Genomic DNA, 26,716 nt, shown 5'->3' on the forward strand with positions numbered 1-26,716 from the left:
GTATCCATTGTAAAGTATTATTTTCCATACTTGATCATGTACAGGGTGATCTCATCTCGGTTATGGAATAGCTGCTTAGCTCGCTGAATCTGCATGCCGGACTCTTCAAATGAAGCAATTACATCATGAATGAGCGCCAAGGGCTTTTTATGCATTAGCTTGACCGTGACGATAGCAGTACCACCACTTCGCAAACTATATAGTAAATCAGTAACGAGCCTTGCCATTTGCTTAGGACTCCAGCTCATATCACAAACCAGCAGATCGAACGAATTCTCTTTAAATTTGACTTCACTTGCATTTTTACGCAAAAAAGTCAGATTGGCGTACTTCATCAGTGATGGCTCCATCTTTGCCGGATCAACCGCTGTAACTTTCAGTCCCCGCTCCAGTAAGAAGGAAGTCCATCCACCCGGTGCTGCCCCAATATCCAGTCCCTGATGGAAAGCGCTAAAATCTATGCCGAACGTCGCTTCTGCTTCCAATAGCTTGAATTTGGCGCGAGAAATTTGTCCATCTTCTTTTTGAAAACGAACCGCTCCTCCGCTCCAATCCGATAGATTGTCCTCAGAACGCGATACACCTGCATACCACGTATCTGTATCTGCAAAAACGGACACAATAACATCGGCGCCTTGTACTGTCTGCTCCATAGGTAGATCACTTAATTGTTCACTCAAAGCCTGCTTGAGCGCACCTGCGCTTTCAGTCCAACTGCTATTAGATCCTTTGCGCACTTGTAAAGAAACACGTTGATCAATCAGTTCCTTACGGTTACGGATGAATGCAACCAGACGCTCCTGTACCTGAACCAGGTCCGTTCCTTCTTCCTGAAAATGAACAGGAAATAAGTGACGTAAAAACATCGGAGGCTGACCTGTAATTGTCCTCACTGCCTCAATTTCTTCCGCAGGTAATGTAGCCAGAAAAATTTCACCAGGTAAAAGCATCGTGCTTTTAACAGAGCCAAATATTCTTCTAAGCTCCTCTTGAGCATAGGGTGCAAAACCGTGATTGGCCGTACAAACAAATCTTGATGATGACAAAGTAGATTCACTTTGTTCATCTGTACTCATATATAGTTCCTCCAAAATAAAATTACCCTCCAGTGCACACCCGAATCCAGGGGCGTTCTCCATCCCAATCCAGCTCAACCGGAACTTCATATGTGTGCATAATCAATTCTTTCGTTAAAACTTCTTTTTTCGGTCCAGCTGCTGCGACCTTACCATCACGAATCAATGCAACATGCGTAAAGAGGGGGACAATCTCCTCAATGTGATGAGTCACATAGACCACTGATAAGTCCCGCTTGCGGAGCCGATCAATCTCGACCAGCATTTTTTCCCGCTCAAATAGATCCAACCCAGCACAAGGCTCGTCCATAATTAGCAGACGAGGTTCTGCCATCAGTGAGCGGGCCAGCATCACCTTTTTACGTTCTCCTTGAGATAACGTCCCCAGCGGGTGATGAATCAAGTCGCCTAAATTCATCCCCTCCAGCAAAGATATGGCCTTTTCTTTTGCCTCAGTCGGAATTTCCTGATAAAAGCGCAAAAAAGCATACGCACCTGTAGCGACCACTTCCCAAACGGGATCTTTTAGCGCCAGCTTTTCCAACAAAGTCTGGCTGATATATCCGATTTGTTTGCGAACTTCCCGCACATCACATTGACCATACATTTGCCCAAGCACTTCAACCGTACCACGACTTGGAAACATATACCCTGTCATCATTTCCAGCAATGTTGTTTTACCGGAACCATTGCGACCCAGAATAGCCCAATGTTCACCTTCTCGTATGTCCAGGCTTACATCGTCCAAAATCCGTCTTTCTTCCCGCTGCAACGTAATGCTCTTCATGGATATCATTCCATCACGCTCCTTATTTTGCTCAGCAAGTGTCCTACAGATTCCATTTTGTAGATGATTTCAGGATTTTTGTTTTCACCATTATATATAAGAAGCGCGGGAACACTGGATATCCGGTACTCCTGTACCAGTTCAGGAATATAGTTAATGTTGCTCTGCACCACTGCTTCTTCAGGGAGCAAATACTCTGCTACCTCCAGCATTTTACGGGCAGCCGCGCATGTTCCGCACATGGGAGTGTACACAAACAAAGCCAGCTTGCATCCCTCCCATATGGCACGGCGCGCCTCTTTTTGTCCGATCTCTTTCATCGTTCAGACCCTTTTCTGATCTCTCGCATACGCTCCTCGGGTATGGGCCCATTATGCACAGTGACTCCCTCTGGCTTATTCGCATAGAGTAGCTCGTACATGGCTCGCCGCCCCTCTGGACTGGAGGAATGCAAGTAAATTTCACGTGGATATAACCGTTTCCCTGCGATAGCAGCAGCCACATCCTTTCCCGTAGGCTGACCTGGACCCAAATCATAATCTAGCGATAGTATTGAAATAGGGTATTCATGAAGTAGCAGCAGACACTCATCCGCATCTCTTGCCAGCTTAAAGCCCGGAGGACAAGGCCGATAATCGTCCATAAACAAATACATCAACTTCTCCTCCTTTTTCCCATAAATGCAAGCTCACAAGCCTCAAAGATAGTTATTATCAAACAGACCGATTTACTCCCAGCTTAGAATCATTTGAATATCCTCCTGATGTGTCCCATCAGGTCCCGTCTCACTCTCCAAAACGATAGGAATACCTCTTACAGCCTTCTGATCTGTCATCCAACGCATGCCCTCAGTACCAATGTAGCCTTGCCCCACACGGGCGTGTCTGTCTTTTTTAGAGCCAAACGGGTATTTGGAATCGTTCAAATGAACTCCGCACAGAGCTGACCAATAGCCGAGACGATCCCCTTTTTCGATCAAAGCCTCGTCCATTCCACCGTTCCATAATCCCGCTGCATACGCATGACAAGTGTCCAAGCAAAAGCCGATACTGTCAGGATTACGGCACAACTGACGGATTTGCACCATTTCCTCAAGCGTGGTTCCCATGGGCCCGTGATCCCCCGCCTGATTTTCAATCAATATTTTAGCTTTTCCTTGCCAGCCTTCCAGTACATCATTAAAACAGTTAATAATGTTACGATAGCCCTCTAGCGGGTCTGACGAATGCATATGCCCAAAATGAACGACGATCCCTTTTGACCCACAGGCTTCAGCAATATCCAGATCATTGCGTAATGAAGCAATCGTCAGCTCATAAAGTTCCTGACCACGCCCGGACCCATGAGCCGGATTAACAGGATATGGTGAATGAGCAATGGATTGAAGCTGGTGCTCTAAACAGTAAGCGTTACAAGCAGCAGCAGCAGTAGCACTCCATTCCTTCAGCCTAAGACTACGAGGATTTTTCGGGAAATATTGAAATGAACGTCCCCCCTGCTCTCGCGCACGCATAGCGGCTTTGGAAAAGCCACCACGCGTACTCACATGGGAGCCGATGAGCAATTTAGGCATCATGCTGCTGTACCGGGCAATAAAATGCTTTTTTCCCCGCCAGTTCAACCCTTACAATTTTTCCGCCACTTGGAGATTCTTCTCCTTCGCGGTCATATACTCGACACTGATGATCAAATCCACCTGTTAGCGTGTCCCCTTCCATTAGAGGCATTTCCATGTACCCGCCTTCCGCAGTAGCTTCACGTAGTACGGATTGAGTGGCATGATATAGCTTTTCCACTTTTTCTGGCGACTGCACAATGTTTTGTACTTTGGAACCCGGTGTAAATCCGGCGATATAAGCAATTTCGTCCGAATAACAATTGCCAATACCCGAAAAAATCTGCTGATTCACCAGCGTTGTTTTCAAAATCCCCCGGCGTCCCTTCAGCCGTGCTGTAAACTTTTCCAACGTCATGCGGCGGTCTAACGGATCAGGTCCCAGGTCTGACAAAGCTTCTTCTGTTTCTTTAGCCGTTAGCAAGTGTAGATAACCTAAGCGCAGTCCGATAAAATAAAGCTTTACTCCACTAAAATCTAATTCGATCTGAACTGTACGATCTGGACGCTGCTCCTCCGTTCCCAGAAATAACAGCCCTCCCAACATCAGATGAAGTACAAGCCGCCCGCCCGTGTTTAAATGAAAAATCAAATGCTTGCCTCGACGCTCTAAATACACAACGGTCGTTCCCAGCAATTGCTTCTCAAACGTTTCCACTTCAGTATTAATGGACTTTTCACGGCTAACCTTCACTCCAGTAATCGGAATGTCCAAAATTTGTTTTGATAATAAGATTCTGTAGTTTTCCATTTCAGGAAGTTCCGGCATATCAACATCTTTCCTTTCGTAGCTACATAGCTTTTAATTCTCGCAAGTTTTGTAAGACATATACTTTCTATTATTTCAGCTCTTCTTTCATCCAGTCCTGCAGTTCAGCGAGATTTTCAAACATCAGGTCAGGCTTCACTCCAACGGTACGCACATGTTCATCCATATTAGCGCGGGTCGTCACGCCCGACAGGATCAGAGCTGTTTTACAACCTGCTGCTGCACCTGCCGCAATATCTGTAAGCATATTATCGCCCACAACCAGAGCTTCATCCGCCTTAATGTTTAAGCGGTTCAGCGCATAGTTCATCAATACGCTTGAAGGCTTGCCGATGACAATAGGCTTTACCTGTGAAGCCGCTTCAATTGCAGCTCCAATCGTACCTGCACCTGGCGTTAGCCCATCATGTGAAGGCAATTGGAGATCCGGGTTTGTCAAAACAAAAGTTGCTCCTTCCCGAATCCAACGCATGGCAGCGGCCAGCGCATCATATGTAAATTGACGATCTATCCCCTGCACCACATAATCAGGATGGTTCTCAACAAGCTGCAAACCGGCTCCTGTGAGTGCATCGCGTAATCCTGTTTCACCAATACAATAGACACGAGCTCCAGGACTTTGCTGTGCAACATATTGTGCAGCTGCTAACGCCGAAGTATATACTTCATGGCTGGCCGCTTCAATTCCCATACCAACCAAATGCTCAGCCACCGATTCGGGTGTACGTGAAGCATTGTTTGTAACATAAGCATAAGGTATCTGGTCTGTACGCAATCGGGATATGAACAGATCCGCACCCTTGATCATCCGATTTCCATGATAAAGTGTTCCATCCAGATCAATTAGTAACGATTTTATCGCAATCCCCTCCCCCACTTCAAATCCATTCACATCATAGCATTGAAAATTATAATTCATCTCATGAACGATGTTCTCCTTCTTATTTAACCACCTTAATTATTCAGGTCATAAAATAATCGGCCGTCTCCATTCATCTCATCTATCTTAAGTCAAAAATGCTTATCAAGTCCATGAATTGCTGGTAAACCGTCCAAAATGGCGCCATTCCTCGCTAAAAGCCGTCGCTTTCACATGACATAAGTTCACTTCTTCGTCGAAATCCATCGAAGGAGCTATTTCCTCAAAGGAAATCTACTGTATTTCCTGGACATGCTCAAGAAATAAAATCCTTTAAATTCGATATATAGAAACTCGAATATGACACGCCTCTATATGTGGTAGAACAAATTCATCCCCCACCACCGTGTACGGGTTCTCATCTCTTGTCGCATCCTGCGCTTTCCCGGAAAATAATTTGGGTGAAAAACAAAGGCACCGGGGCAAGCCCCGGCACCCATGAACATATCTTCTCCAATCGTTTATTAACCGATATCGGGTACCGGTAACAACACATGCTGCTCCGCAAGCAATGAATTGGGAAATATGCTTCGCGCTTCCTCCAGCAATGGCTGAAGCTGCTCCTGATCTTTATACCTAGAACTAAAATGCGTCATGATTAGCTGACCCGCACCTGCGGCTTTTGCAGCTTCCGCTGCTTGAAGCGCCGTACTATGATGATACTCGTATGCTGTATCTGCCAGTTCATGCAGAAAAGTGGCTTCATGAACGACGACAGTTGCATCTTGAGCCAGCACTACCGTATTCGGACAAGGTCTCGTATCCCCTAAAATCGTGATGATACGCCCTTTTTTCGGCGAACCCAGTACATCCTGAGGATGCAAAATAACTCCACCTTCTACCTCCACGCTTTCCCCACGCTTTAACTTACCGTACACCGGGCCGGGCTTAATACCATATCGCTCCAACAGCTCTTGGTTAAGCTTACCGGGCTTATCCATCTCTACAATTCGGTAGCCATAGCTGTCGATCCGATGATCCAGCAAAGCTGACTCCACCCGGAATTGACCGTCATCAAACAGAACCCCGCCCGTATGCTCCACAATATGTAGTTGGTAATTAATACGCGATTGGCTGATCCCTAAAGATAGCTCGATATATTGCTGGATTCCAGGCGGCCCATATACCGTCAGTGGTGTCGTTCCCCCCTGATACGCCCTGCTCGACAGCAGTCCCGGCAGACCAAAAAGATGATCCCCATGCAAATGGGTGATAAATATTTTTTCAAGTCTGCTTAGTTTGAGCGGCGAACGCAATACCTCTTGTTGAGTGCCTTCGCCGCAGTCGAACAGCCACATGCTTCTTCGTTCTTCCAGCAAACGAAGAGCGATGGACGTTACATTTCGTTGAATCGTAGGCACCCCTGCATTTGTACCGAGAAAATAAAATTCCATAACATTAACCTTCTTCCTGCTGACCAGCAAAAAACCTCCGAAGCTCGGAGGGTATTTGCTATCCCATCTGATAAAGGTGTTAAACCTTTTCGACGTTAAAATACTGCGCCTGAGGGTGGCTGAACACCATGGCTGATACAGAAGCCTCCGGTTCCATCATAAACCCTTCCGTCAGCTCAACGCCAATATCCTCAGGTTTTAACAACTGGAACAACGGCCCCTGATCCTCCAGATCTGGACATGCCGGATAACCAAAGGATACCCGTATGCCTTGATATCTGGCACCGTGTCGCTGTTTCATTGTCATATCGGCAGGGTCTGGGAACCCCCAGCTATCCCTGATAATATGGTGAAGCCGTTCCGCTAACCCTTCTGCTACTTCGAGTGCTACCGCTTGAAGTGCATGCGAGCGCAGATAATCCCCTTTATCTTTCCACTGGGTAGATATCTGCTGAATCCCATGACCAGCTGTAACGACCATGAAACCTACATAGTCCATAACCCCGGATTCCACTGATTTCAAGAAATCAGCCAGACATAGATAAGGCTCTACCTGCTGGCGCGGGAATGTAAATGTGTGCAGTACCTTGCTCACATCCGACGGATCATAGATCAGAATTTGATTTCCTTGGGACTGCGCTGGAAAGAAACGATACATAGCATGTGCCTGGATGATTCCGTCCGTCACAGCTTCAAACATAATGCTGTCCACGGTTTCCTTCAACTGAATCGCTTTCGGATCTTCCGAAGCCAGTAGCTGCTCAACATTTCCTTTTAAACCAAGATGATGCCCCATTAGCATCTGCATATTCACGTAAGGCAAAATATAATTCAGTGGATAATTACGCAGTACATGACGATCCGTATCTGGTGGAATATAGACGGGCAGATCCTGAGCAATGTTAGAGCGCACAGCTCGAGTGAGCTTAGGGAGCGGCTTGGCTTCCACGACTATTGCCGCTTCAGCCTCCCGCTCAGCCTCCATGTCCTCAGCCATTTTTTTGCGGGACTCAGGATTCATAAGCTTGTTGGCAATATCCAGCCCATCCATAGCATCCTTTGCATAGGCAACCAGACCATCATACTCAGGACGGATACGATTTTTAGTGAACTTACGTGTTAAAGCAGCACCACCAACCATTATTGGAATATCAATATTCGCATTTTTCAAATCCTGTGCGGTCAGCACCATTTGTTGTGCCGATTTAACAAGCAGTCCGGATAAGCCAATCATATCGGCCTTTTCTTCACGGTAAGCCTCAATAATGCGTTCTGGTGGTACTTTTATACCCAGATTCACGATATGGTAACCATTGTTGGATAGAATAATCTCCACCAGATTCTTACCAATGTCATGCACATCACCTTTGACTGTAGCCAACAAAATCTTACCTTTTACTGAGGATTCATTCTTCTCCATGAACGGCTCTAAATAGGCTACGGACGCCTTCATTACTTCAGCGCTTTGCAGCACCTCCGCAACAATCAGTTCGTTATTGTTAAACAGTCGTCCTACTTCCTCCATCCCCTTCATCAGCGGGCCGTTAATAATCTCCAGCGAAGAATATTTCACGAGCGCTTGCTCCAGATCTGGAATGAGTCCCTCCTTACTTCCCTCGACTACATAGGAAGCCAGTCGTTCTTCGAGCGAAAGGTTTGATATCTTTTCTTTTTTCTCCACTTTCTTATTACGGAATGCTGCTACAAAAGCGGATAAAGTATCGTCATTTGTTTTATAGATCAAGTCTTCCGCAAGTTTCCGCTCATGCTCTGGAATGGATGCATAACGTTCAAGCTTCTCAGTGTTTACAATCGCATAGTCCAGACCAGCTTTAGTGCATTCATATAAATAGACGGAATTGAGCACTTCACGACCCGCTTCCGGCAAACCAAAAGATACGTTACTGATGCCCAGGATGGTATGCACCCCGGGAAGCGCTTCTTTAATAATGCGAATGCCCTCAATGGTTTCCTTAGCTGAACCGATATATTGCTCATCACCTGTTCCTACTGGAAATACGAGCGTATCAAAAATTAAATCCTCCGCTGCCAAACCGTAACGGTTCACCAACAGATCATAAGAACGTTTAGCTACCTCAAGCTTATCCTCACGTGAAATAGCCTGTCCGCGTTCATCAATTGTTCCAACAACAACAGCGGCGCCGTACTTATGAATAAGAGGAGCCATTTTCTCGAATTTCTCTTCACCATCCTCCAAATTAATGGAGTTAATAATTGCCTTGCCTTGCGAATATTGAAGTGCTTTATCAATGACTTTAATATCCGTGGTATCAATCACCAAAGGTACCTTTACCTTGTTTACAACCAGTTTCAAAAATGCTTCCATATCCGTCATTTCATCGCGATCCGGGTCCTGCACACAAATATCAATGACATGCGCTCCGCTTTTTACCTGAGCACGGGCAATTTCAGATGCCTCTTCATACTTGCCTTCCACGATCAAACGCTTGAATTTGCGGGAGCCCAGGACATTCGTTCGCTCACCAACCATATACGGACGATTGTCCTGTTCAATATATACAGGCTCAATACCCGATACGGCAGGAGGATGATGACCTACCAGCGGACGCGGCTCAAACTGCGCCATACTTTCACTCATAACTCGAATATGCTCAGGCGTTGTACCACAACATCCCCCAGCAATATTCAACCAGCCTTTTTCGGCGAAAGCAGCCATTTTACGTGCTAATGAATCAGGCGATTCATGGTATTGGCCATTTTCATCGGGCAATCCCGCATTTGGATAACAGCTAATAGCTGCAGAGGACATTTCAGACAGAGAGCGAATATGATCACGCATAAACTCTGGACCTGTAGCACAATTCAATCCAATCGAAATTGGATGTAAGTGTTCAAGTGAGATGCAAAAGGATTCGATATTTTGTCCAGCCAACGTCGTTCCCATAGGCTCAATCGTGCCTGAAATCATTAGCGGAAGCTCGATACCTGTCTGCTCAAAAGCCTGCCGAATTCCGATGCTTCCAGCTTTGACGTTAAGTGTATCCTGTGAGGTCTCCAATAGCAGTACATCGACGCCGCCTTCAATAAGCGCCAAGGCCTGCTCTTGATAGCTGTCAATCAGCTCAGCAAATGTAACCCCACCTGTGACAGACAAGGTTTTCGTGGTTGGGCCCATAGCTCCTACTACAAAACGAGGCTTGTCCGCAGTGCTGTATTTATCCACCGCGTTACGCGCCAGTTTGGCCGCCACTAGATTAATTTCACGGGCACGTTCTGGTATATCGTAATCCGCCAAAACGACGGATGTTGCTCCAAATGTATTCGTTTCAATTAGGTCTGCTCCGGCCTTCAAGTATGCTTCATGAATCCCTTGAATGACATCCGGTCTCGTTAAGACCAGCATTTCATTACAGCCCTCCAGCTCTTCCCCACCAAAATCACCGGGGGAAAGGTCTTCCTGTTGAATCATGGTGCCCATGGCCCCATCAAGAAGGAGTATTCTTCGTTGTAATGCATCCTGCAAGCTAACTTTATCCAAATTTCTTCACCCCCGCAAAACGTTAAATCCTAGTTTAGCAGAAACCGTATCATTTAGATAGATTGAAGTAAAAACATACGTTTTATACAGGTTGTTCTTTGTAAAAACGACTTCTCTAATTCATTTTTATAGTTTGTAGCATTAAAGAACGTACTTAACCCTGCATCCTTTAGCTATAGTCATTTGCATTATAAAATGTTGAAATCCTGTATTGTACAACGTTTCAAGACATGGTATTCTTTATACAACATTAATCCAAGTGGAAAAGAGGGAATATATATATGGCCGAAATCTTAATACGTAATACGAATGAAAGAATTAGCGGTGAAGAACAAGTACGTGAATTTCTGGAGAGTCACGAGATATTGTATGAACATTGGGATGCTTCCAAATTGTCTGGGGAGCTGCAAGAGAACTTTACCTTAACAGATGATCAAAAGGCCGCTGTTCTCAAAACATTTGAACCCGAAATCAAGGATTTAGCCGCACGTCGCGGATATAAAATATGGGACGTTATCACTTTATCTGAAGCAACGCCGAATTTGGGCGAGCTACTGGCCAAGTTTGAGCAAATTCACACCCATACCGAGGATGAAATCCGTGCCATTGTCGCTGGTAAAGGCATCTTCATCATTAAAGGCCCTGAAGAGATCGGCTATTTTAACGTAGAGCTTTCACCGGGGGACGTTATCTCCGTACCTGAAAATATACCTCACTTCTTCACTTTAATGGAGAATCAAAAGATCGTCGCAATCCGCTTGTTCATCGAAGAAAATGGCTGGATTGCCGAACCGTATGAAGATCCAACCTTCATTAAAGCATGATTACGAATTTATCCTTGTGTGAATAAAAAAACTCCCTCTGCTCTGTAACAATCGAGCGAAGGGAGTTTTCTTAATACTTGATTCTGAAGACTATGGATTTCTTACTTTAACGATTGAATAATTCCGTCCAATTCAGACAGATGCTTGATCTGGAACTTCGGCTTGATCTCTGTGGTATTGGTTTTAGCGTTTCGGTTCACCCAGACCGAGTGTACACCTGCTGCCAACGCTCCTTGAATATCAGTCGTCAGCTTATCTCCTACCATTAAAGCATGTTCAGGCTCAATACCAAGAAGCCCCAAAGCATGCTGGAATATAGACGGATCAGGCTTGCCTCGACCAAATGAACCTGAAATAACTACATGATCAAAGAAAGGAGCTAATTGAGGAACTCCATCCAGTTTCTCCTGTTGTAGATCAGGGGAGCCATTTGTCAGCAATAACAGCTTGTAATGTCCCTTCAATTGTTCTAGAATTTCAAACGTTTCTTCATATACATGTGGACGCGCACGTCTTTCCGAAGCAAATTGGGTAGCCAGCTTTTCCGCCAACTTCTCATTATCTATCCCTAGTTGCTGTAGTCCTCTGCGCCATGATTCCTTTCGATAAACAGGGGCCAACTGTTCCAATTGGCGGAATTCAGGTTGCTCACCTGCTGTAAAATTCGCCCACAATCCTTCAAACGGATTAATGCCGATCATTTGAGTAAAACTAAAGGTTTCATAGGATTCATACAAAGCGCGTGCTTCCTTACGTACGGCTTCCTCAAGAGTTTTTGGATCAACACCTGCTTCACGGGAGCCTGTTTGACACGCTGCATCAAATGCCTCTTCTACACTACGTTCATCCCACAAAAGGGTATCATCAAGATCAAACATTACCGCCTGAATCGTCATCTGAATTATCCACTCTCTTTCCACAGTATATGTACGCCTATTTGCTTGATTAAGCATTTGAATCGTTATGTGTGCCCATATTAAGCAAGCGGCCGCAGCATGTTATATGAAATAACATCATACGGCCTTTGTTACAGAGCTACAGGCTAAATCAGTTATTTCTTGTCTACCTGTATCTGATTGGATAGCGCAAACTTCTCAAGTCGCTCTGCAATGGCATCCGTGTCATAGCGACCTAATGATTTTGTGAAAATAAAATTACCGCCCTTACCTTTTCTTTCAACAGTTACGTAACCCTTTTCAATCTTGATGGCTTTCATGTCCCCTGCCGTCATTGGACGTTCTCTACCACCTTTCAGCATATAGAGAGTATCCTTTCCCACTTTCAGATAAGGACGACGGATAAAAAAGATAACAGCCAGCATCAAGTACAGGCCGAATACAAGCCAATCCATCCCTCGCATACCGGTCTTAGTCAAAAAGTAACTCATAAGCATGTACAATACAGAAAGACCAGCCAGCATAATTGGCACAGTAATGTTACGGCCACGGAAAATATCCATTGCAGAACCTGCGCCGCTAATGGTTTGAATGCCTTGCTTTTTGCGCGATTTATTTAAATGCGCTGTGTTTTTGCGTACTTTTCTTTCAAATGATCGGGCCATCTCTCAATTCCTTCCCAGATATATTACATTAAAACAATTGCCTCAAAGCTGATCTATATAGATACCATGAAAGGTACCTAAAACAAAAGGCAAATTGCAGGCTTGGGCGCTTTAACAACATTAATGCTTCAGCCCGTCATTTCCTTTCGATGTATCATCGTCCACAAATTCAATCGTCTCAAGCTGCTGCCGAAAATTACGGCGAATGTTACCTAAATAAATTTCCCGAAGATTGGCGCGCTCTGTGGCTTCCTCTTCCGTCAAACCCTCGGATTTTGCTTTGCGCGCTAATTCATTAATGCGCTGTACCAAGCTGTCTATATCCAAATTGTGTCCCCTCCATAAAAGCAAAGATATAATACACTTTGACATGTAGAAAAGAGCTTGTCAAGGCTCCCGTATTGCGCTCCCTGACAAGCTCTAATAATCTATAGATCAGAAGTTAGGAAGCTTGAGTACCTGACCTGCCTGCACTCCCCGATCCTCCAAACCGTTAATCCGCACAATTCCTTCTATATATACCCGTGTATCCATTCGTTCCGGTTTATGATTTGCGGCAATCTCCCACAACGTATCCCCAGGTTGTACGGTCAGTTTAGTCACTTCTTCTTTGGAAGCTGAAGGTGCTGCGAAAACCGTAATTACACCTGCCCCTGCAATCCAAGCAACAATCACTATAATAAGAAGCTTAAGTAAAAGAGTATTGGTAATAATCTGCATAAAACGCGCCCTACCCTCTTTTCGGGTCTCCTGTAAATTTTCTAAATTCATCGGAAAAATACTTTGATAAGTGCTATATTTCATCATTGGCTGTGTCCTCCAAACGTTTGTTCTTATGTTTTCACAATATAACACGAACGTTTGTTTTGTTCAATAGAAAAGAGAACAAAAGTTCGCAATTATTTTCAGGGATTATTTAGAACTTATGTTTGTACGAACGGAGGTTCTATGCTATAATTTTCCCAAACGTTACTAAATGGGGTTGATACGGTATGTCTAAGATTTCGAGCCGCCAGCAGGCCATTCTTGAATTTATCCGCAATGAAGTGCGTCTAAAGGGATACCCCCCTTCTGTACGCGAAATAGGCGAGGCTGTCGGATTAGCCTCCAGTTCTACGGTTCATGGTCATTTGGATCGTTTAGAGAAAAAAGGACTCATTCGCCGCGATCCTACAAAACCACGGGCTATTGAGTTACTCGGTCAAGACGAATCGGATAACAGCAACTTGATTAATTACTCCATTAGTCGTGTCCCCGTCGTCGGCAAAGTAACCGCTGGTCTTCCTATTACGGCGACAGAAAATATTGAAGATTACTTTCCTCTTCCCCAACACTTTGTTGGTGAGGATAAAATATTCATGTTATCTGTTGTAGGCGAAAGCATGATTGAGGCTGGGATTGCTAACGGAGACTATGTAATCGTACGTCAGCAGCAGACCGCTGATAATGGTGATATTGTTGTAGCTATGACAGATGAAGACGAAGCTACAGTTAAAACCTTCTACAAAGAAAAAGATCATATCCGGCTTCAACCTGAAAATCCAGCCTTTGAACCGCTTCGCCTGACACACGTCAGCATTTTGGGCAAGGTTGTAGGACTCTTCCGGGACTTCCACTGATTTCTCGTTCTTTCTTCCCCGTTAATCTATCCACTAATACAAAACCGGCTGCCTAGGGCAAGCCGGTTTTGTATTGCTATTATGTATCTCACAACTATTTTTTCATTTCAGCAACCTATTCCTATTTTTTCTACTATAAATTCAGCCTCCTCATCTCAAATAATCCCCCACTGATCTTGAGCAGCTATACTGTCATGGGCAAAACTAATAGATCTTTTTTTGTTTTAGATAAATATGGTATATTAACTACTCATAGCTCTGTAGGAGGAATTAAATGAAAAAACTTGTAATTTCAGCGTTTGTTGTGATATTTATCGCCATAAGCTGTGTAGTTCCAACAATGGATCATTTGTATGCAAAAGAGAACTCACACATAACAACCTACGACCGTATTCAGTACATACAAATACTTATCCATTTCAGGTATTTAGAAAAGCAACTCGAAGCTGTAATTTTCGAAAGAAATAATTATCCAGAAGACAGCCAAGAATATAAACAGCTCTCTGAACAACTGAATCATATTCTTGCTCAAGAGGCGTACTACGAGAAAAAACTTAACACTCTTAATAGTAAATAATTTTCATACTAACTGCCTATTATCTTTATCTATACTATTAGACTCATGCCGACCTGCCTGTAACATTCTCCTGCAACGTAAAGTTGAAAAGGCGAAGACAGGTTCGCATGAGTTTTTTTATTAACCATTAGGAATATAGGTACTAGCTTCTTTTTGCTTTTAATAGATTTATGCTGATACATTACTATCACAATTGACATATGTATATAGCAGAACTAAGCAAAGGAGATATGCAGATGATCAGAAATAGAGTTAAAACGTATAAGCATCGCATCGGGAAAAACAGATATCTGGTCGTTAAAGTCTTTCAAGCCGCAGCTGCTAAAACAGGAAGCGGAAATGCACTAGCAACCAATGCCTTGAATATCAAAATTTCCAAGCGTAAGCATAAACGCCACTAAGATTTAACCGCACCTTCATTTCTTTGAAGGGAGGTGATAATATGAGCAGAAGACATTGCAAACGTGATTTGAGAAGAAGAAGATTAAACATCCGTTCCACTCAAAGAGCCACTGCGCGTGCAAGAGGTAACGCACTGGCTGTTAATCTGTTTAGCGTAAATGATAGACAACGCAGACGTTAATAATCGTTTTCAAGCAAAAGCGGGAAGGATTCTTCCTGCTTTTTTTGTGTTAAACGATACACCCAACTCCTAAATCCCATAGAACTGCTAAATTCAGTTGCCTTCCTTTTAAATACCATCGACATATTCAACTATGCTTCCACTGGCTAAAACAGAAGCGAAATAGTACCCAGTCAAAAGCAGCAGCATTCTTGACTCAAATACTTTGTGTACAACTGATCACACCTACAGCCCTAAACTTGCTTCAGCTTTTTTAACTTAAGTATTCCGGCTGTAAATCCATCTATGGTTTGTACGTTGCTGCATTGTTTGCTCAATTTTTTAATTTAAAACTTTATAAGGCCCCACTTGCCCACCACCGTATTCCACAACCTCCATCATATCCTACTCAGCGGCTGGACTACAGATGCTCTTATCTGACTTAATGCAGCTGAAAACAATTCGATATTGGATCAACACTTCATATGTATGATTCATGTTGGTCACCTCGACAATTCATTCTGGATAAGCGCAAAAAATCCTTCTCTAAATAATCATACCCTTACATGATTATTAGAAAGCTAATATCCGACACATAAAGATAAAATACAACAAACAAAGACAAGAAAAAATTTCTCTTCACAACCAATGAACTATGTACAAATACATTACACATGTATAACATTAAATACAAATACTAGAAAGGTGGTAACAATTTAATGAAAAAAGTATCTTTACTAGCATCAGTAGCAATGCTTATCTCATCTGTAGCTTTTGCTGCACCTTCTTTTGCAGATCAGGTCACAAGTGACACTTATAGTTCATTACAAGACTCAAATAGAAGTATAGAGTCTGTTACGCCTTTTGCTAATGTTGAATATGTCGTTACTGTAAATACGGCCAATCTCAAAGATGCCGGAACAGACTCGAACATCTCTATAACTCTGTATGGTTCTAATGGAGATTATGCTACCGCTACACTCAATGGTAGCTTTGAACAAGGAGATTCCGATACAACAAGAATCAGCACTAGTAACCTAGGTGACATCAGAAAAATTACTATTAGAACTGATGGATCTGGCTATAAACCAGGTTGGAAAATCGCTAATGTCAAAATATCTGGAAACGGAAAAACTTTCTCATTTGCAGGTCCTAACCGTTGGCTTGGTGACGGCGGTTCGGCAGATTCCGAAACACTTTTTCCATCCTAAAAACAAATATTCATACAAAAGACTCTGTCGATATTTGGATAGAGTCTTTTTGTTTTGGATGAATAATCCTACTAAAATTGTATCGCCGTAATTATAACCCCATCTCAAGAATCAATTTTAATAATAAACTCACTAATGGGAAAAATGTTATGTAAATTTGCCATATAAACAAAAGCTAAGAAATAACCGCTGGAAAAGTATATTGAATCTACTAAGAAAATCATAGCTTTAAAAAGAATTCAAGCATCAAATCACAACACCTAATTTTTTCGATTTAGCATGTCTCTTCTAGCCCCAATACTTTTAAGTAGATCATGTACATTTTCGAATATTGGATTATCATTTCCATCTACCTGACTTAACGCAGCTGCGAACAGTTCGGTATCCTACTTTACCACTTTGTACTTATGATCAAAAGTTACATTACTCTCTTGTATTTTCACAATAATCTCATCCTCAATAGCTGCCAGTAAAAACAATTAACCCTCAAGCCAATCCTCTATCATAGGACACCTCCAAAGTATATTAAATCTTCTTAATACTATACTGAAAGATGTGCAAAGTATCGTGCGTATTATCGCAAATAAAAGACTCATACCAGTTATTGTTGCAAACTAATAAGGCCCTATCTGAGATTAAATTTAGGTATTAGGAAGGATTGTACCCATTCTATGAAACATTCCCCTTCTTACAAAATACAATAAGCGCAAATCTATTATGGCAGGAAATCCACCAAGTATTCGCCAAAAGAGAAGCGAATACTGTGGCTATTGCCAAATAGCTTATGCGCTCATTGAGTTCAACTATTTGCCATCCATGAGTGAAGTGGTATTACCCAACAGTTCTTTTCACAAATTAAACCCAAAGTGATTTAGTGATGATAACTAAGAGAATAAAGAGCACTAAAATTGCCGCTGTAGAAGTCCATACACCGCCGCCACCTGTACCTTCATATGCACCCATGTCTTAAACCTCCTTTATTTGTCGTTCACCTTAATATATGTATAAATACGTTCATTGATAGGGCATGCAGGTAAACAAAACAAAGGCTCACACCCAGATAAACCGGTAGAGCCTAATAATCTTTATAAAAGAATTAATTTCAAGATGATTACCAACAAAATGAAGAGTGCCAAGACAGCAGCTATCGATGTCCAAATCTTCCCGGCCGTTTCTTCGTAGCCTCTTTCTATTCCTCTCACACGTAACGCCTCCTTTGTTTACTCCACAGGCTATGCGAGGTCTTGTTTATGGGATGGACTTCTAGGTAAATAAAAAAACACCTTACCAGCGTATCCAGCAAGGTGCCACTGATAAGAACTTTTACTATTGCCACAACTAAAGAACAACAAGAAGGACTCCTACAGCATTTAGCTGATAGAGTCCTTCTTTATATCTGCCTTAATTCAATTTAATTGCATTGAGTTATGGCTTCGAGTATATATTTTTCACTCCTCAAGATTCAATTAATGAATTCTACTATATTCCAAAACAATAAACACCCCGTCAGCGCATGCCAGTAGGGTATCACCCATTCTTTCGGATTATGCAACGATTTGGTGATATTTCAAAAGAATTTATGTAAGGTCAGGCTGCTCGCCTTACGATATTAAACGTTCTGTCCAGTTCCAAGTACCTTGGCTTGTTACTTTGATCTTATCCCCAACGACAAAAAGGCCGTATTTTGACGGTCTTTCATGAGCTTTAAATACGCTTCCTTATATTCCGGTATGACGATGCGGCTGCTTACCCATAATCCATTACCTTCGAGTCTTTTTGACATGTATGTAGTCTCCTGATGTGTTATGCACAAATTATATTCTGAGTACAAAAAATAAACTCCAGATCATTGGAGGTTTAATACCGTATAATGCCTATTTCTAGACGAGGAAAATGTAATGATCTTTTGGTCACCATCCCAGCCCTCTATGATTACAATATAGAGCGCATATCGCTCTTGTTGTCCCCTTCTTCCCAAAGCCAGCCATCAAACGCGTACCTTTATGTCCACTACACTGCTACCTGTCTTTATCTCCAGTTCCTTCATGTTGGGCACCCGTCTTCGCTCAGCAGAATTATTGTAGAGTATTGGAGTAGCGTTCGATATCTGGTAACAAAGCGTTCAACTTCTTTGTTACCCGGCGTTTCCGTATACTTTACAGATCAGAACAATGAACGACGAAAGCGGACACAACTATTATGCAACAATAGCGGAATAGACGGTTGCCAAAGTTACACTAAACTTTTGCAGAAGTTTACGATGGCGCACGTAAAGCCATGGAAAGAATATGGGGGCGATATTCCTGAGCCAATAGGATAAGACAAGAACAGCAGTAAATTTAATGTGTGTATTCCTAAAAGCCTACGTCGTCCATTGTCAAAAGGAGCTGCTGCCGAAAATTCTCCCTTGAACCAGCATTGCCTTTACAAATTGAGCAAATGAGGGATTTACAATAAAGTTCGGACCTCCCCCCATTAACCCAGCCTAAACAGACGCATCGCAGTTCGTGCCAACCTCAAACGGCAGGTCATTCACCGCATTGGTGCCAGGATACCAAAGGCTGAGGATAGCTGCGAGTTCCCAAAAAACAGTTTTCATAAAGCGTACAATCGCAGCACGTTAGATACATTTAACTAATCAGGAAATTATCCAAGTAGGAGGAAATAACCATGGCATTTGAAGGTTATAGAGAAGACAAGCGAGAACATTGGTTTGACTGGCCATTTCCCTTGTCGGTATCAATACTGTATGTGGATGCGGATGTAGATGTAGATGAAACAGAAACGAAATGGTACCTCATTGACGAACAAGAAAAACACTTGATCCGAATTAGGGATGAAAAGCAAATTGAACTGCTTCATCACTGCATGTATGGAGTCTTGTTAAATGACGAGAAGATCAACTGGATTATTGATAAAAATGGCGGTAGATTTACCTATCATGATGGTGTTGAAGATTTTATCAAATCCCAGAAAGAATACCTTGATACATTATAAGAGACGTGAACAGTTAAAAGCTCTACCGACCAATTAAGGTTAGCAGAGCTTTTAAACTTATTTAGAATATTCACTTACTTCAAATGTTAGGATACGATCATATAGCATGTAATCCTTTCGGCTGCTGAATGGACCTTTATTATTATCGTGTTTATTAATGGCGTATGAAGCCGATCCAGAACCAGCCTGCTTGCCCTCATACCATGAGATAAAGTCATTGACCTCTTTCATGCTTAGGTCAAACTCCTTTTCCAAACCAGTTGTCATAGTAACCACCAGAATTGCACGGTCCCCAGTTGGTAGAGATGGATCAGTTGGTTCGGGAGTTGGTGTCGGCTCAGGTGTGGAACTGTCAATCTTCCCGAATATCTCTATAGTATTAACCGGAGAATTAGCCAATGTACTCTGACTTCCTCCAATAACGTAAATTTGTCCACCTAATGTTATAGCCCCAGCCCCACTTCTAGCTTGCTTTAAGCTAGCCTCAGGAGACCATTTATTCTGATCAAAATCAAAGGATTCTACTGTATTAAGTTCATAACTACGTCCACCTGCTTCAGTTTTTCCAGCAATAGCAAATACTTTATTGGAATAAATGACAGCCCGGATCATATACTTGGACAGTAGCAACTGAACGCGTATTTGTTGTCATCCCACCAAACACATAAATCTTTCCCTTATGCAAAACACTTGTCAACGAACCTAAAGCCTGCGGCATAGCTTTCCTAACACTCCATGTATCTGTCTGGGTATTGTAAACTTCAACATTATTTACTGAGGAGCCTCCTGTCCAGCTAAAGGCATTACCTGTATAGCCACCAATAACATAAATATCATTTCCATAAACAACGGAAGTTGCTGTAGAACGAGCCGTAGGCATGCTACTTCCTGAGGCCCATATATTATTTTTCGGATCATAAATTTGAACATCCTTATATGGGTTTGATCCTGAAGAACCACCGAAAATATATATCTTGCCATTCAATTCAGAAACAGCACTTACCGCCTTAGGATTTTCTATAGTCGTTTTAATCGACCATTCATCGCTTACAGCTTCTGCTTTTACCTCTATAGCTGACATATTCAAGAACACTATCGCTACAATTAAAATACTCCATAATGCTTTAATTTTACTTATCACTCGATCTCCTCCTAGCAATATATTAAACTATTACCAAGATAAATCATTCTTAAAAACCTATCTAAACATAAACTTGCTGACCTATAAATATAATCTAAATATTTGCATATTTATTTTTTAATGGGTATAAAAAAGACTCATACCATTTAGCTGGTTGAGCCTTTCACATCTACTCTAAATTCAAACTGATCAACGAAAAATCTCTGGCGACCAATTAAGGTTAGCAGAGATTTTTGTTTTATTTTGAGTATTCACTTACTTCATACGTTAAGGATTTTTTAATATTTAATTATAGCTGATCCTGCTTTAGCCCACTCTTTTGATTCTAATTGAATCCATCCATATACTTTGGAATCAGAGTTGATTTTTTGTTTTATCAGAGAAAGGTTCTCATAGCTACTGGAACCGTAAAGACTCCCTGTTTTTGGGGCAATTTTTACTGATAACGTATTTTCTATACTCGGTGTCTTTTCATCGCTTGTCCAGGCCAATCGATTATAATAATTAGCATTAAAAGGATTTTCCAAACCATTAATTGAAAATTTCACTCTTTTCACTGTAACAGATACATCTGTATATGCCGTGTCATCTTTAAATATTACTGATTGTGATAAAACTATTTCTTGATTTGAAAAATTTTTGTAAGTGTCAAGAGTTACAGTTGCTGCATCTGCAGAAGCTGACAACGGAGCAATAACTGAAAACAAGAGAGCGATTGTGGAAAACATAAAGTAGCTTTCCTTCCTAATTTCATTCTCATTTTTTTGTCCTCTCCTTCTTTTAATACTCATTAATAAACATACAGCTTAATGACTGTCAAAGTAAGGGGAGCTTTGTCTGACATGAAAAATACACATTTGATTAAGTGTCCTTTTTCACGTCTACTCTAAATCTAAACTGCTCACGAAAGAAATAAAATCCGTTAATCTTAATTAACTCCGGTGTAATCTTCTCCAACTGCGCCGTAGTCCACAATATCTATCAAATCCTCGCCCAACGGCTGTACTACACCAAAGCCACTAAACTTGGTGATATATACAAACAAATTCAATTTGCAGCAGTTTCAAAAATTTAAGATTATGTGGTCCATTACAGATAAAGTGATTATTTCTGAAAGTACTTTGCTCCATTACTCGCAATGACGTCTTTGTACCAATGAAAACTTTTCTTTCTAATTCTTCTAAGCGTGCCAGAACCGTCATTGTTTTTGTCCACATAGATGTAACCATATCGCTTTTTCATTTCGCCGGTACCGTTACTCACAAGATCAATCGGCCCCCAACTTGTGTACCCTATAATATCCACCCCATCTTTTATTGCTTCAGCAATCTCTGCAAAGTGAAGATCCAAATACGAGATGCGGTAATCGTCTTCAATGGTATCGTTGTCCATAAGAGTATCTTGCGCACCAAGTCCGTTCTCAACGATAAACAATGGTTTGTTGTACCTTTCATGCAACTGGTTGCAGGTAATACGCATGCCTTTTGGATCAATCGTCCATCCCCACTCGGAGGTTGCCAAGTAAGGATTGATTACGGAACCAAACACATTCCCATCCGTAAAATTTTTCAGAATTTCAGGATCAGCATTGGTACAACGGCTCGAATAATAGCTGAAACCGATGTAATCCACAGTATATGTCTTCAAAATCTCCAAATCTTCAGGCTCAAGCTGTAGCTGAATTCCATTCTCGATGAAAAAGCGTTTGGCATAACCGGGATACTCCCCTTTGGACTGCACATCAATCAAGAAGTATGAATCACGCTCCATTTTCATTACTTCCCAGTAATCTTCCGGATTGCTACTGTATGGATACACATTTCCAGCCGCCAACATACATCCCATCATGGCGTTAAGAATGATTTCATGACAAGCCTTGACTGCCAGTGCACTTGCAACCAGTTCATGATGCACTGCTTGATACAGAACTTGTTGTTTGTCCTCGCCTTCTTCAAAAATAATGCCCGCTCCTGTATAAGGAAGATGCAATAACATATTAATTTCATTGAATGTCATCCAGTATTTCACTTTATTTTTATAGCGTTCAAACAGTGTTTTAGAGTATTTTTCAAATAGTTCAATCATGATTCGGTTTTTCCAGCCGCCATACGTTTTCGCCAAGTTCACGGGTAAATCAAAGTGACAAATCGTAACGACAGGCTCAATATTGTACTTCAGAAGTTCATCAAACACGTCATCGTAAAATTGCAATCCTGCTTCATTTGGAGTTATATCGTCACCATTGGGAAAGATACGGGCCCAGGAGATCGACATTCGAAATGATTTGAAACCCATTTCAGCAAAAAGCGCGATATCCTCTTTATAACGATGATAAAAATCGATAGCTTCATGTGAAGGATAAAACTCGCCTTCCTCGGGTACAAATGAATTTAAGTTGCCAGTCGAAACCTGTTTACGTTTGGGCCCCGTCGGCATCAAATCAATGGTCGTCAGTCCCTTACCATCAACCAGGTAAGCTCCCTCAATTTGATTCGCCGCTGTAGCACCACCCCACAGAAAATTATCCGGGAATTTAGTGATTTCATTAAACATTTCCACGTACCTCCCTATTTTTCTATACATATACTTTGATTAAATGTTCTTTTTCATTAACCATGTCATTTTTGGTCCCTACAATGTCGTGATACGTAGACGTATTCGTGACTACAATGGGAGTTACCGTTTCATACCCGGCATCCAGGATCGCCTGCAAGTCGAACTCTACAATGACATCACCGACCTGAACACGTATCTTGTCCGATATGAATGAGTATTTCTACCCCGTCATCACTAATGAGACCAATGGCATGTTTAGTACGGTAAATCGTTTGTACAATGCCGTTCACTGGGGATACGACACGTCCATTCGTGGGGCGGATGGCTATCCCTTTACCCATATGCTCTCCTGCAAAAGTCTCGCCTTTAATATCTTGGAGTCTAACAACAGTACCGGTCATCGGACTAACAATTTCAAATGGTTGGTCATTCAATTTACTTATGTTGGGAATGGGTTCTTGTTTGTCGCCCATATTTGTTGACATTGTTTCTGTTGGATCTTTAAACCAATGAAGTAGGTCAAGACAATTGATACGTCCCAGATGTTTCAGTAATCCAACCGAAAGACAAAAACAGTTCATTGAATCCTTTAATCATTCCTGTCGCAGCCAACAGACCAAGCAATGGCTGAAAAACACCTGATATCATATCAATAAAACGATTGAAGATTTTTCCTTTGGATGTTTTTTCGTCATTGGAATTTAATGTCTCTTCATCATCCGAAGACCATTTTCCGATTTTTGTTATGGCTTTATGCACATCCGGAACTTCGTTCCCAATCACAACTTGGTATTGCCCCCCACTTTGCATAACCGTAATGACCCCAGACAAATTTTTTAATTCTTCCGTTTTAGCCAATTCTTCGTCCTTCAATTGAAAGCGCTATCGTGTTACACAATGAACAACGCTGGTAACGTTTTCAACACCGCCAACTCGAGACAAAATCTCCTTGGCCAACTGGTCATAGTTCATGAATGCTCTTCCTCTCTGGCTGTGACTTTGCATCAAAAAAACTGAATAGCTACCCCCGTGCATAGATCTTAGGCAACATCACCATGCTGGAAGTTTAGCGATCCAGGTTTTGCCCTGCGACGGTTACAATCCTGTAAGGCTGTGTTAGCGATTTCCGATTTGTCACAGGCCTCAAATTTTGTGAAAGTTAGCTGAAGGTACGTCTTTTCTGGCCAGAAATGGTATTGCCTGATTGAACAGTCACAATCCAGTTGATGTACAAGCTCCCTTTGCGGACAATAATAAAACACTCTTTTTTGAAAATGCAAGGTTTTTTTCTCTGGAATTTAACTTGTAGAGAGGAATTCACATGAACATTCTTACATTTCATATATGAAGTAATTTTGGCCCAAATAATTAAAAAATAATTTGGGCTTGATTGCTATTTAATCACATTACTTTGTATTTAACTGTTACTGTCGCTTTGACCTAATTTAGATTTCATCCTGATTCTCTCCGAATCAGATTATTGACAAGAACAAACCTTTGCTTTTATACTGATACCGAAATGAACGAAATACTAAAACCCGATGGATGTGGATTTTTCTAGAGAGTCATCTCTATTTTCGCCACACGAGTGCCTTTACGCATTTGTGTGGCTTTTTTGTATTCAAAAAAGGAGGATTGTTCATGAAGTTGTGGCATTATGCAGTTATTGTTTTCTTGGGAGGTTGTTGTTACGGGATACTTTCCACATTTGTTAAACTGGCATATAACGCTGGTTTTTCAACACCAGAGGTAACTGGTGCGCAGTATTTCTTTGGTGCAGTTTTGAGCTGGATGTTTGTAATTTTTGTAAAAAAGAAAAACCTTACGTACAAGCAGGTTACAAAACTCCTTCTATCCGGAATTCCATTTGGACTGACAGGTATGTTTTATTATCAATCGCTACAGACCATAAATGCTTCCCTGGCTATCGTCCTTTTATTTCAGTTTGTTTGGATTGGGACACTATACGAATGGGTTCTCCAGAAGAAAAAACCAACCCGGGGTAAACTTATCTCGATTGGAATACTGCTCATCGGCTCGGTTTTGGCGGCAAACATTTTTTCTCAAGGTGATCTCTCGCTCTCGTGGCAAGGAACGATTTGGGGGCTATTGGCTGCTTCAACATTCGCTTTATTTGTTTTCCTCAGTGGTACTGTTGCGAAAGAAACTTCGCCCATACTGAAAAGCGCCCTTCTTTCAACCGGAGCTGTTATTACTGTTTTTGTGGTATTTCCGCCAACCTTCTTATTTAACCTCGATGTGCTGGCAGGATTGAGTCCTTTTGGATTAGTCCTCGGGGGATTCGGAGTAGTGCTGCCTCCGCTTTTGTACTCCATAGGTATGCCACATATTGGTTCAGGAATGGGTACAATTATGACTGCATCTGAATTACCCATGGCCGTTATTATGTCTTCTCTTGTATTAGGAGAATTTGTAGGCTGGTCTCAATGGATCGGTGTTATCATCATTTTATGTGGCATCGCATTTAGCAACATAAGACACAGAGGATCAAGACCACAGACTTTAGTGAAGAAGAACACAGCATAACAAGATATCTATAATTTTAATAGGTTAGATGGACAATGATTTCAGAATAAGATTTGAAGCATTTACAACGATGTGTAAAATGCGGGGGCTTATAACGCTCATCCCAGATTTCAAAATCATAGTCTTAGAAGATTCACCCGCTCTGTTCAAACAAAAAAGGACCTATCGGTCCTTTTTGAATATATGGCTAAACCTGTTTTTCATGTTTGAAAGGTTAAATTTTTTTTCGCAGGATTAGATTCCTCAGTTTCAAATATAGCTCCCCAAATTTTCCAAACTCGTATGTTTTCTGTTTTTATTATCAAGCATAATCAAATTATCTTTAGGCTGGTTAAGCTCCTCTTTTAGACTCTTAGCCTCATTATAATGCTAAATGAAAGTTGCTTCGATGAAGTGAAGCTCGTTAAATATTTTGTTCTTGTCATTTTTGTAAACTTCAAATATTTGTTCAATATTTGGAAAGTATTCATCATCATTTTCTGTTAATCCGATAGTCCTTGGGATTCGCTTGTTTAAATCATGGATTGCTTCAGGTATACGCCAGATCCATGTATTCTTGCCGATCCCGGTTTCCTTTTCTAAGAGAAGATAAGTAAGTTAATGGTCTAGAGGAAAAACAAGGCAAAGCAAAAGGGCCAGGCATCGGCAGACCTCGAACACGACCCGAATATCCGGAGGTCAAGCTGAAACGCCTCGAAGCGGAAAATGAAATGCTAAAAAGGCTCTTGCAGATGTGAAAGGAGGAATGGATGCTGTACCCAAGAGTAAAAAGTTTGCGGTGATCCAAGAATTGCTTAGTAAGGGACATAGCATCGTACTACTATGGCAAGAAAGTAGCCTACGTCGTTTCTGGCAATCATCTGAACCGGGAGTTTAAGGCTGGCCAGCCGAATCAAAAGTGGGTAACGGACATCACTTAGCTCATGTTCAATGGACAGAGACTCTACCTTTCCGCGATTCAGGATCTTCTTAACAACGTAATTGTTGCCTACCAGATCAGCCGCAGAAAGATTTGAGCCTGGTGTTAGATACGGTGAAAAA

28 protein-coding genes and 4 pseudogenes are annotated in these 26,716 nt (G+C 41.9%); 8 read left to right on the forward strand and 24 right to left on the reverse strand.

Translation table 11 applies throughout. From position 1 onward, the window contains the following. Positions 1-17: 17 nt before the first annotated feature. From KAI36_RS14450 to metH, 9 genes are all read right to left on the reverse strand, one after another. On the reverse strand, positions 18-1,076 hold the full coding sequence (locus tag KAI36_RS14450; RefSeq protein WP_220025239.1) for a 23S rRNA (cytidine(2498)-2'-O)-methyltransferase RlmM: 1,059 nt from the start codon (positions 1,074-1,076) through the stop codon (positions 18-20). Between the two features lie 22 nt (positions 1,077-1,098). Next, positions 1,099-1,872 carry an ABC transporter ATP-binding protein gene (locus KAI36_RS14455; protein ID WP_013310533.1) on the reverse strand — a complete coding sequence of 258 codons (774 nt, stop codon included), beginning with the start codon at positions 1,870-1,872 and terminating at the stop codon, positions 1,099-1,101. Further along, positions 1,869-2,183, reverse strand: a complete 315-nt coding sequence (locus KAI36_RS14460; protein ID WP_220025240.1) for a thioredoxin family protein — start codon at positions 2,181-2,183, stop codon at positions 1,869-1,871. The genes KAI36_RS14455 and KAI36_RS14460 overlap by 4 nt, the downstream gene beginning before the upstream one ends. Continuing rightward, positions 2,180-2,518: a cyclic-phosphate processing receiver domain-containing protein gene (locus tag KAI36_RS14465; RefSeq protein WP_025724126.1), complete on the reverse strand. Its 339-nt coding sequence runs from the start codon at positions 2,516-2,518 to the stop codon at positions 2,180-2,182. Before KAI36_RS14465 ends, KAI36_RS14460 begins: the two co-directional genes overlap by 4 nt. A gap of 72 nt (positions 2,519-2,590) precedes the next feature. Then, the gene (locus KAI36_RS14470; protein WP_220028132.1) at positions 2,591-3,439 is read right to left on the reverse strand and encodes a deoxyribonuclease IV; all 849 of its coding nucleotides are present in this window, start codon (positions 3,437-3,439) and stop codon (positions 2,591-2,593) included. Then, positions 3,429-4,247, reverse strand: a complete 819-nt coding sequence (locus KAI36_RS14475; protein ID WP_013310536.1) for an Fpg/Nei family DNA glycosylase — start codon at positions 4,245-4,247, stop codon at positions 3,429-3,431. The genes KAI36_RS14470 and KAI36_RS14475 overlap by 11 nt, the downstream gene beginning before the upstream one ends. Before the next feature lie 70 nt (positions 4,248-4,317). Continuing rightward, a complete protein-coding gene (locus KAI36_RS14480) occupies positions 4,318-5,166 on the reverse strand; it encodes a TIGR01457 family HAD-type hydrolase (protein ID WP_220025241.1) in 849 nt (282 codons plus the stop codon). 464 nt (positions 5,167-5,630) lie between these two features. Then, entirely contained in the window at positions 5,631-6,560 is a 930-nt protein-coding gene (gene rnz, locus KAI36_RS14485) for a ribonuclease Z (RefSeq protein WP_220025242.1), read from the reverse strand. Between the two features lie 79 nt (positions 6,561-6,639). Continuing rightward, positions 6,640-10,080, reverse strand: coding sequence for a methionine synthase (metH, locus tag KAI36_RS14490; RefSeq protein ID WP_220025243.1), 3,441 nt, complete (start codon positions 10,078-10,080; stop codon positions 6,640-6,642). A 281-nt stretch (positions 10,081-10,361) separates the two neighbouring features. Between metH and KAI36_RS14495 the strand changes: the two genes are divergently transcribed. Then, the gene (locus tag KAI36_RS14495; RefSeq protein ID WP_220025244.1) at positions 10,362-10,904 is read left to right on the forward strand and encodes a 1,2-dihydroxy-3-keto-5-methylthiopentene dioxygenase; all 543 of its coding nucleotides are present in this window, start codon (positions 10,362-10,364) and stop codon (positions 10,902-10,904) included. 101 nt (positions 10,905-11,005) lie between these two features. On the opposite strand, the gene KAI36_RS14500 is transcribed toward KAI36_RS14495, so the two are convergent. The 4 genes from KAI36_RS14500 to KAI36_RS14515 form a co-directional block, all read right to left on the reverse strand. Continuing rightward, the gene (locus KAI36_RS14500) at positions 11,006-11,800 is read right to left on the reverse strand and encodes an HAD family hydrolase (RefSeq protein WP_197032081.1); all 795 of its coding nucleotides are present in this window, start codon (positions 11,798-11,800) and stop codon (positions 11,006-11,008) included. Positions 11,801-11,955: 155 nt separating this feature from the next. Continuing rightward, positions 11,956-12,465: a hypothetical protein gene (locus tag KAI36_RS14505; RefSeq protein WP_025724118.1), complete on the reverse strand. Its 510-nt coding sequence runs from the start codon at positions 12,463-12,465 to the stop codon at positions 11,956-11,958. Positions 12,466-12,585: 120 nt separating this feature from the next. Next, complete coding sequence (locus tag KAI36_RS14510; protein WP_013310543.1) at positions 12,586-12,792, reverse strand: DUF896 domain-containing protein; 207 nt, start codon at positions 12,790-12,792, stop codon at positions 12,586-12,588. Between the two features lie 108 nt (positions 12,793-12,900). Beyond that, a complete protein-coding gene (locus tag KAI36_RS14515) occupies positions 12,901-13,269 on the reverse strand; it encodes a LysM peptidoglycan-binding domain-containing protein (RefSeq protein ID WP_025724117.1) in 369 nt (122 codons plus the stop codon). 188 nt (positions 13,270-13,457) lie between these two features. On the opposite strand from KAI36_RS14515, the gene lexA reads away from it, so the two are divergent. The 5 genes from lexA to KAI36_RS14540 all read left to right on the forward strand — a co-directional run bounded on the left by lexA (position 13,458) and on the right by KAI36_RS14540 (position 16,434). Beyond that, on the forward strand, positions 13,458-14,084 hold the full coding sequence (gene lexA / locus KAI36_RS14520) for a transcriptional repressor LexA (protein ID WP_013310545.1): 627 nt from the start codon (positions 13,458-13,460) through the stop codon (positions 14,082-14,084). Between the two features lie 274 nt (positions 14,085-14,358). Further along, entirely contained in the window at positions 14,359-14,661 is a 303-nt protein-coding gene (locus KAI36_RS14525) for a hypothetical protein (RefSeq protein ID WP_025724116.1), read from the forward strand. A 236-nt stretch (positions 14,662-14,897) separates the two neighbouring features. After that, positions 14,898-15,062 carry a hypothetical protein gene (locus KAI36_RS14530; protein ID WP_013310546.1) on the forward strand — a complete coding sequence of 55 codons (165 nt, stop codon included), beginning with the start codon at positions 14,898-14,900 and terminating at the stop codon, positions 15,060-15,062. A 41-nt stretch (positions 15,063-15,103) separates the two neighbouring features. After that, complete coding sequence (locus KAI36_RS14535; RefSeq protein WP_220025245.1) at positions 15,104-15,244, forward strand: hypothetical protein; 141 nt, start codon at positions 15,104-15,106, stop codon at positions 15,242-15,244. Positions 15,245-15,942: 698 nt separating this feature from the next. Continuing rightward, complete coding sequence (locus tag KAI36_RS14540; protein ID WP_023989006.1) at positions 15,943-16,434, forward strand: PLAT/LH2 domain-containing protein; 492 nt, start codon at positions 15,943-15,945, stop codon at positions 16,432-16,434. Positions 16,435-17,289: 855 nt separating this feature from the next. Here the strand turns inward: KAI36_RS14540 and KAI36_RS14545 are convergent. Both KAI36_RS14545 and KAI36_RS14550 read right to left on the reverse strand, forming a co-directional pair. Then, positions 17,290-17,397: a YjcZ family sporulation protein gene (locus KAI36_RS14545; protein WP_209942547.1), complete on the reverse strand. Its 108-nt coding sequence runs from the start codon at positions 17,395-17,397 to the stop codon at positions 17,290-17,292. 682 nt (positions 17,398-18,079) lie between these two features. Continuing rightward, positions 18,080-18,217 carry a hypothetical protein gene (locus KAI36_RS14550; protein WP_258297025.1) on the reverse strand — a complete coding sequence of 46 codons (138 nt, stop codon included), beginning with the start codon at positions 18,215-18,217 and terminating at the stop codon, positions 18,080-18,082. 887 nt (positions 18,218-19,104) lie between these two features. Here KAI36_RS14550 and KAI36_RS14555 point away from each other — a divergent pair. Further along, positions 19,105-19,431, forward strand: a complete 327-nt coding sequence (locus tag KAI36_RS14555) for a hypothetical protein (protein WP_220025246.1) — start codon at positions 19,105-19,107, stop codon at positions 19,429-19,431. Positions 19,432-19,488: 57 nt separating this feature from the next. On the opposite strand, the pseudogene KAI36_RS27590 reads toward KAI36_RS14555, so the two are convergent. From KAI36_RS27590 to KAI36_RS27600, 9 genes and pseudogenes are all read right to left on the reverse strand, one after another. After that, positions 19,489-19,887 (reverse strand): annotated as a pseudogene (locus KAI36_RS27590) (kelch repeat-containing protein); the annotation flags it as partial. A gap of 75 nt (positions 19,888-19,962) precedes the next feature. After that, a pseudogene (locus KAI36_RS27595) lies at positions 19,963-20,043 on the reverse strand (hypothetical protein); the annotation flags it as partial. After that, positions 20,015-20,572 carry a Kelch repeat-containing protein gene (locus tag KAI36_RS14565; RefSeq protein ID WP_220025248.1) on the reverse strand — a complete coding sequence of 186 codons (558 nt, stop codon included), beginning with the start codon at positions 20,570-20,572 and terminating at the stop codon, positions 20,015-20,017. The gene KAI36_RS14565 and the pseudogene KAI36_RS27595, both read right to left, overlap by 29 nt. 278 nt (positions 20,573-20,850) lie before the next feature. Continuing rightward, on the reverse strand, positions 20,851-21,363 hold the full coding sequence (locus KAI36_RS14570; RefSeq protein WP_258382173.1) for a hypothetical protein: 513 nt from the start codon (positions 21,361-21,363) through the stop codon (positions 20,851-20,853). A 137-nt stretch (positions 21,364-21,500) separates the two neighbouring features. Continuing rightward, positions 21,501-21,623 carry a hypothetical protein gene (locus KAI36_RS27330; protein ID WP_258382174.1) on the reverse strand — a complete coding sequence of 41 codons (123 nt, stop codon included), beginning with the start codon at positions 21,621-21,623 and terminating at the stop codon, positions 21,501-21,503. A 53-nt stretch (positions 21,624-21,676) separates the two neighbouring features. Then, on the reverse strand, positions 21,677-23,125 hold the full coding sequence (locus tag KAI36_RS14575; RefSeq protein ID WP_220025249.1) for a 6-phospho-beta-glucosidase: 1,449 nt from the start codon (positions 23,123-23,125) through the stop codon (positions 21,677-21,679). 22 nt (positions 23,126-23,147) lie between these two features. Then, positions 23,148-23,709, reverse strand: a pseudogene (locus tag KAI36_RS14580) (PTS sugar transporter subunit IIA). Then, a pseudogene (locus KAI36_RS27730) lies at positions 23,654-23,803 on the reverse strand (hypothetical protein); the annotation flags it as partial. The pseudogenes KAI36_RS27730 and KAI36_RS14580, both read right to left, overlap by 56 nt. 207 nt (positions 23,804-24,010) lie before the next feature. After that, the gene (locus KAI36_RS27600) at positions 24,011-24,163 is read right to left on the reverse strand and encodes a PTS transporter subunit EIIB (protein WP_346730183.1); all 153 of its coding nucleotides are present in this window, start codon (positions 24,161-24,163) and stop codon (positions 24,011-24,013) included. Between the two features lie 606 nt (positions 24,164-24,769). Here KAI36_RS27600 and KAI36_RS14590 point away from each other — a divergent pair. Continuing rightward, on the forward strand, positions 24,770-25,675 hold the full coding sequence (locus KAI36_RS14590) for an EamA family transporter (protein ID WP_220025250.1): 906 nt from the start codon (positions 24,770-24,772) through the stop codon (positions 25,673-25,675). Positions 25,676-26,716 lie beyond the last annotated feature (1,041 nt).

The sequence above is a fragment of the Paenibacillus sp. S02 genome (assembly GCF_019454065.1).
Classification (GTDB): domain Bacteria; phylum Bacillota; class Bacilli; order Paenibacillales; family Paenibacillaceae; genus Paenibacillus; species Paenibacillus polymyxa_B.

Coding starts and splice junctions, on each gene's coding strand:
- KAI36_RS14450 (WP_220025239.1), bottom strand. CDS start 1,076: ATGAGTACAGATGAACAAAGTGAATCTACTTTGTCATCATCAAGATTT.
- KAI36_RS14455 (WP_013310533.1), bottom strand. CDS start 1,872: ATGATATCCATGAAGAGCATTACGTTGCAGCGGGAAGAAAGACGGATT.
- KAI36_RS14460 (WP_220025240.1), bottom strand. CDS start 2,183: ATGAAAGAGATCGGACAAAAAGAGGCGCGCCGTGCCATATGGGAGGGA.
- KAI36_RS14465 (WP_025724126.1), bottom strand. CDS start 2,518: ATGTATTTGTTTATGGACGATTATCGGCCTTGTCCTCCGGGCTTTAAG.
- KAI36_RS14470 (WP_220028132.1), bottom strand. CDS start 3,439: ATGATGCCTAAATTGCTCATCGGCTCCCATGTGAGTACGCGTGGTGGC.
- KAI36_RS14475 (WP_013310536.1), bottom strand. CDS start 4,247: ATGCCGGAACTTCCTGAAATGGAAAACTACAGAATCTTATTATCAAAA.
- KAI36_RS14480 (WP_220025241.1), bottom strand. CDS start 5,166: ATGAATTATAATTTTCAATGCTATGATGTGAATGGATTTGAAGTGGGG.
- rnz (WP_220025242.1), bottom strand. CDS start 6,560: ATGGAATTTTATTTTCTCGGTACAAATGCAGGGGTGCCTACGATTCAA.
- KAI36_RS14495 (WP_220025244.1), top strand. CDS start 10,362: ATGGCCGAAATCTTAATACGTAATACGAATGAAAGAATTAGCGGTGAA.
- KAI36_RS14500 (WP_197032081.1), bottom strand. CDS start 11,800: ATGACGATTCAGGCGGTAATGTTTGATCTTGATGATACCCTTTTGTGG.
- KAI36_RS14505 (WP_025724118.1), bottom strand. CDS start 12,465: ATGGCCCGATCATTTGAAAGAAAAGTACGCAAAAACACAGCGCATTTA.
- KAI36_RS14515 (WP_025724117.1), bottom strand. CDS start 13,269: ATGAAATATAGCACTTATCAAAGTATTTTTCCGATGAATTTAGAAAAT.
- lexA (WP_013310545.1), top strand. CDS start 13,458: ATGTCTAAGATTTCGAGCCGCCAGCAGGCCATTCTTGAATTTATCCGC.
- KAI36_RS14525 (WP_025724116.1), top strand. CDS start 14,359: ATGAAAAAACTTGTAATTTCAGCGTTTGTTGTGATATTTATCGCCATA.
- KAI36_RS14530 (WP_013310546.1), top strand. CDS start 14,898: ATGATCAGAAATAGAGTTAAAACGTATAAGCATCGCATCGGGAAAAAC.
- KAI36_RS14535 (WP_220025245.1), top strand. CDS start 15,104: ATGAGCAGAAGACATTGCAAACGTGATTTGAGAAGAAGAAGATTAAAC.
- KAI36_RS14540 (WP_023989006.1), top strand. CDS start 15,943: ATGAAAAAAGTATCTTTACTAGCATCAGTAGCAATGCTTATCTCATCT.
- KAI36_RS14545 (WP_209942547.1), bottom strand. CDS start 17,397: ATGGGTGCATATGAAGGTACAGGTGGCGGCGGTGTATGGACTTCTACA.
- KAI36_RS14550 (WP_258297025.1), bottom strand. CDS start 18,217: ATGTCAAAAAGACTCGAAGGTAATGGATTATGGGTAAGCAGCCGCATC.
- KAI36_RS14555 (WP_220025246.1), top strand. CDS start 19,105: ATGGCATTTGAAGGTTATAGAGAAGACAAGCGAGAACATTGGTTTGAC.
- KAI36_RS14570 (WP_258382173.1), bottom strand. CDS start 21,363: ATGAGTATTAAAAGAAGGAGAGGACAAAAAAATGAGAATGAAATTAGG.
- KAI36_RS14575 (WP_220025249.1), bottom strand. CDS start 23,125: ATGTTTAATGAAATCACTAAATTCCCGGATAATTTTCTGTGGGGTGGT.
- KAI36_RS27600 (WP_346730183.1), bottom strand. CDS start 24,163: ATGCACGGGGGTAGCTATTCAGTTTTTTTGATGCAAAGTCACAGCCAG.
- KAI36_RS14590 (WP_220025250.1), top strand. CDS start 24,770: ATGAAGTTGTGGCATTATGCAGTTATTGTTTTCTTGGGAGGTTGTTGT.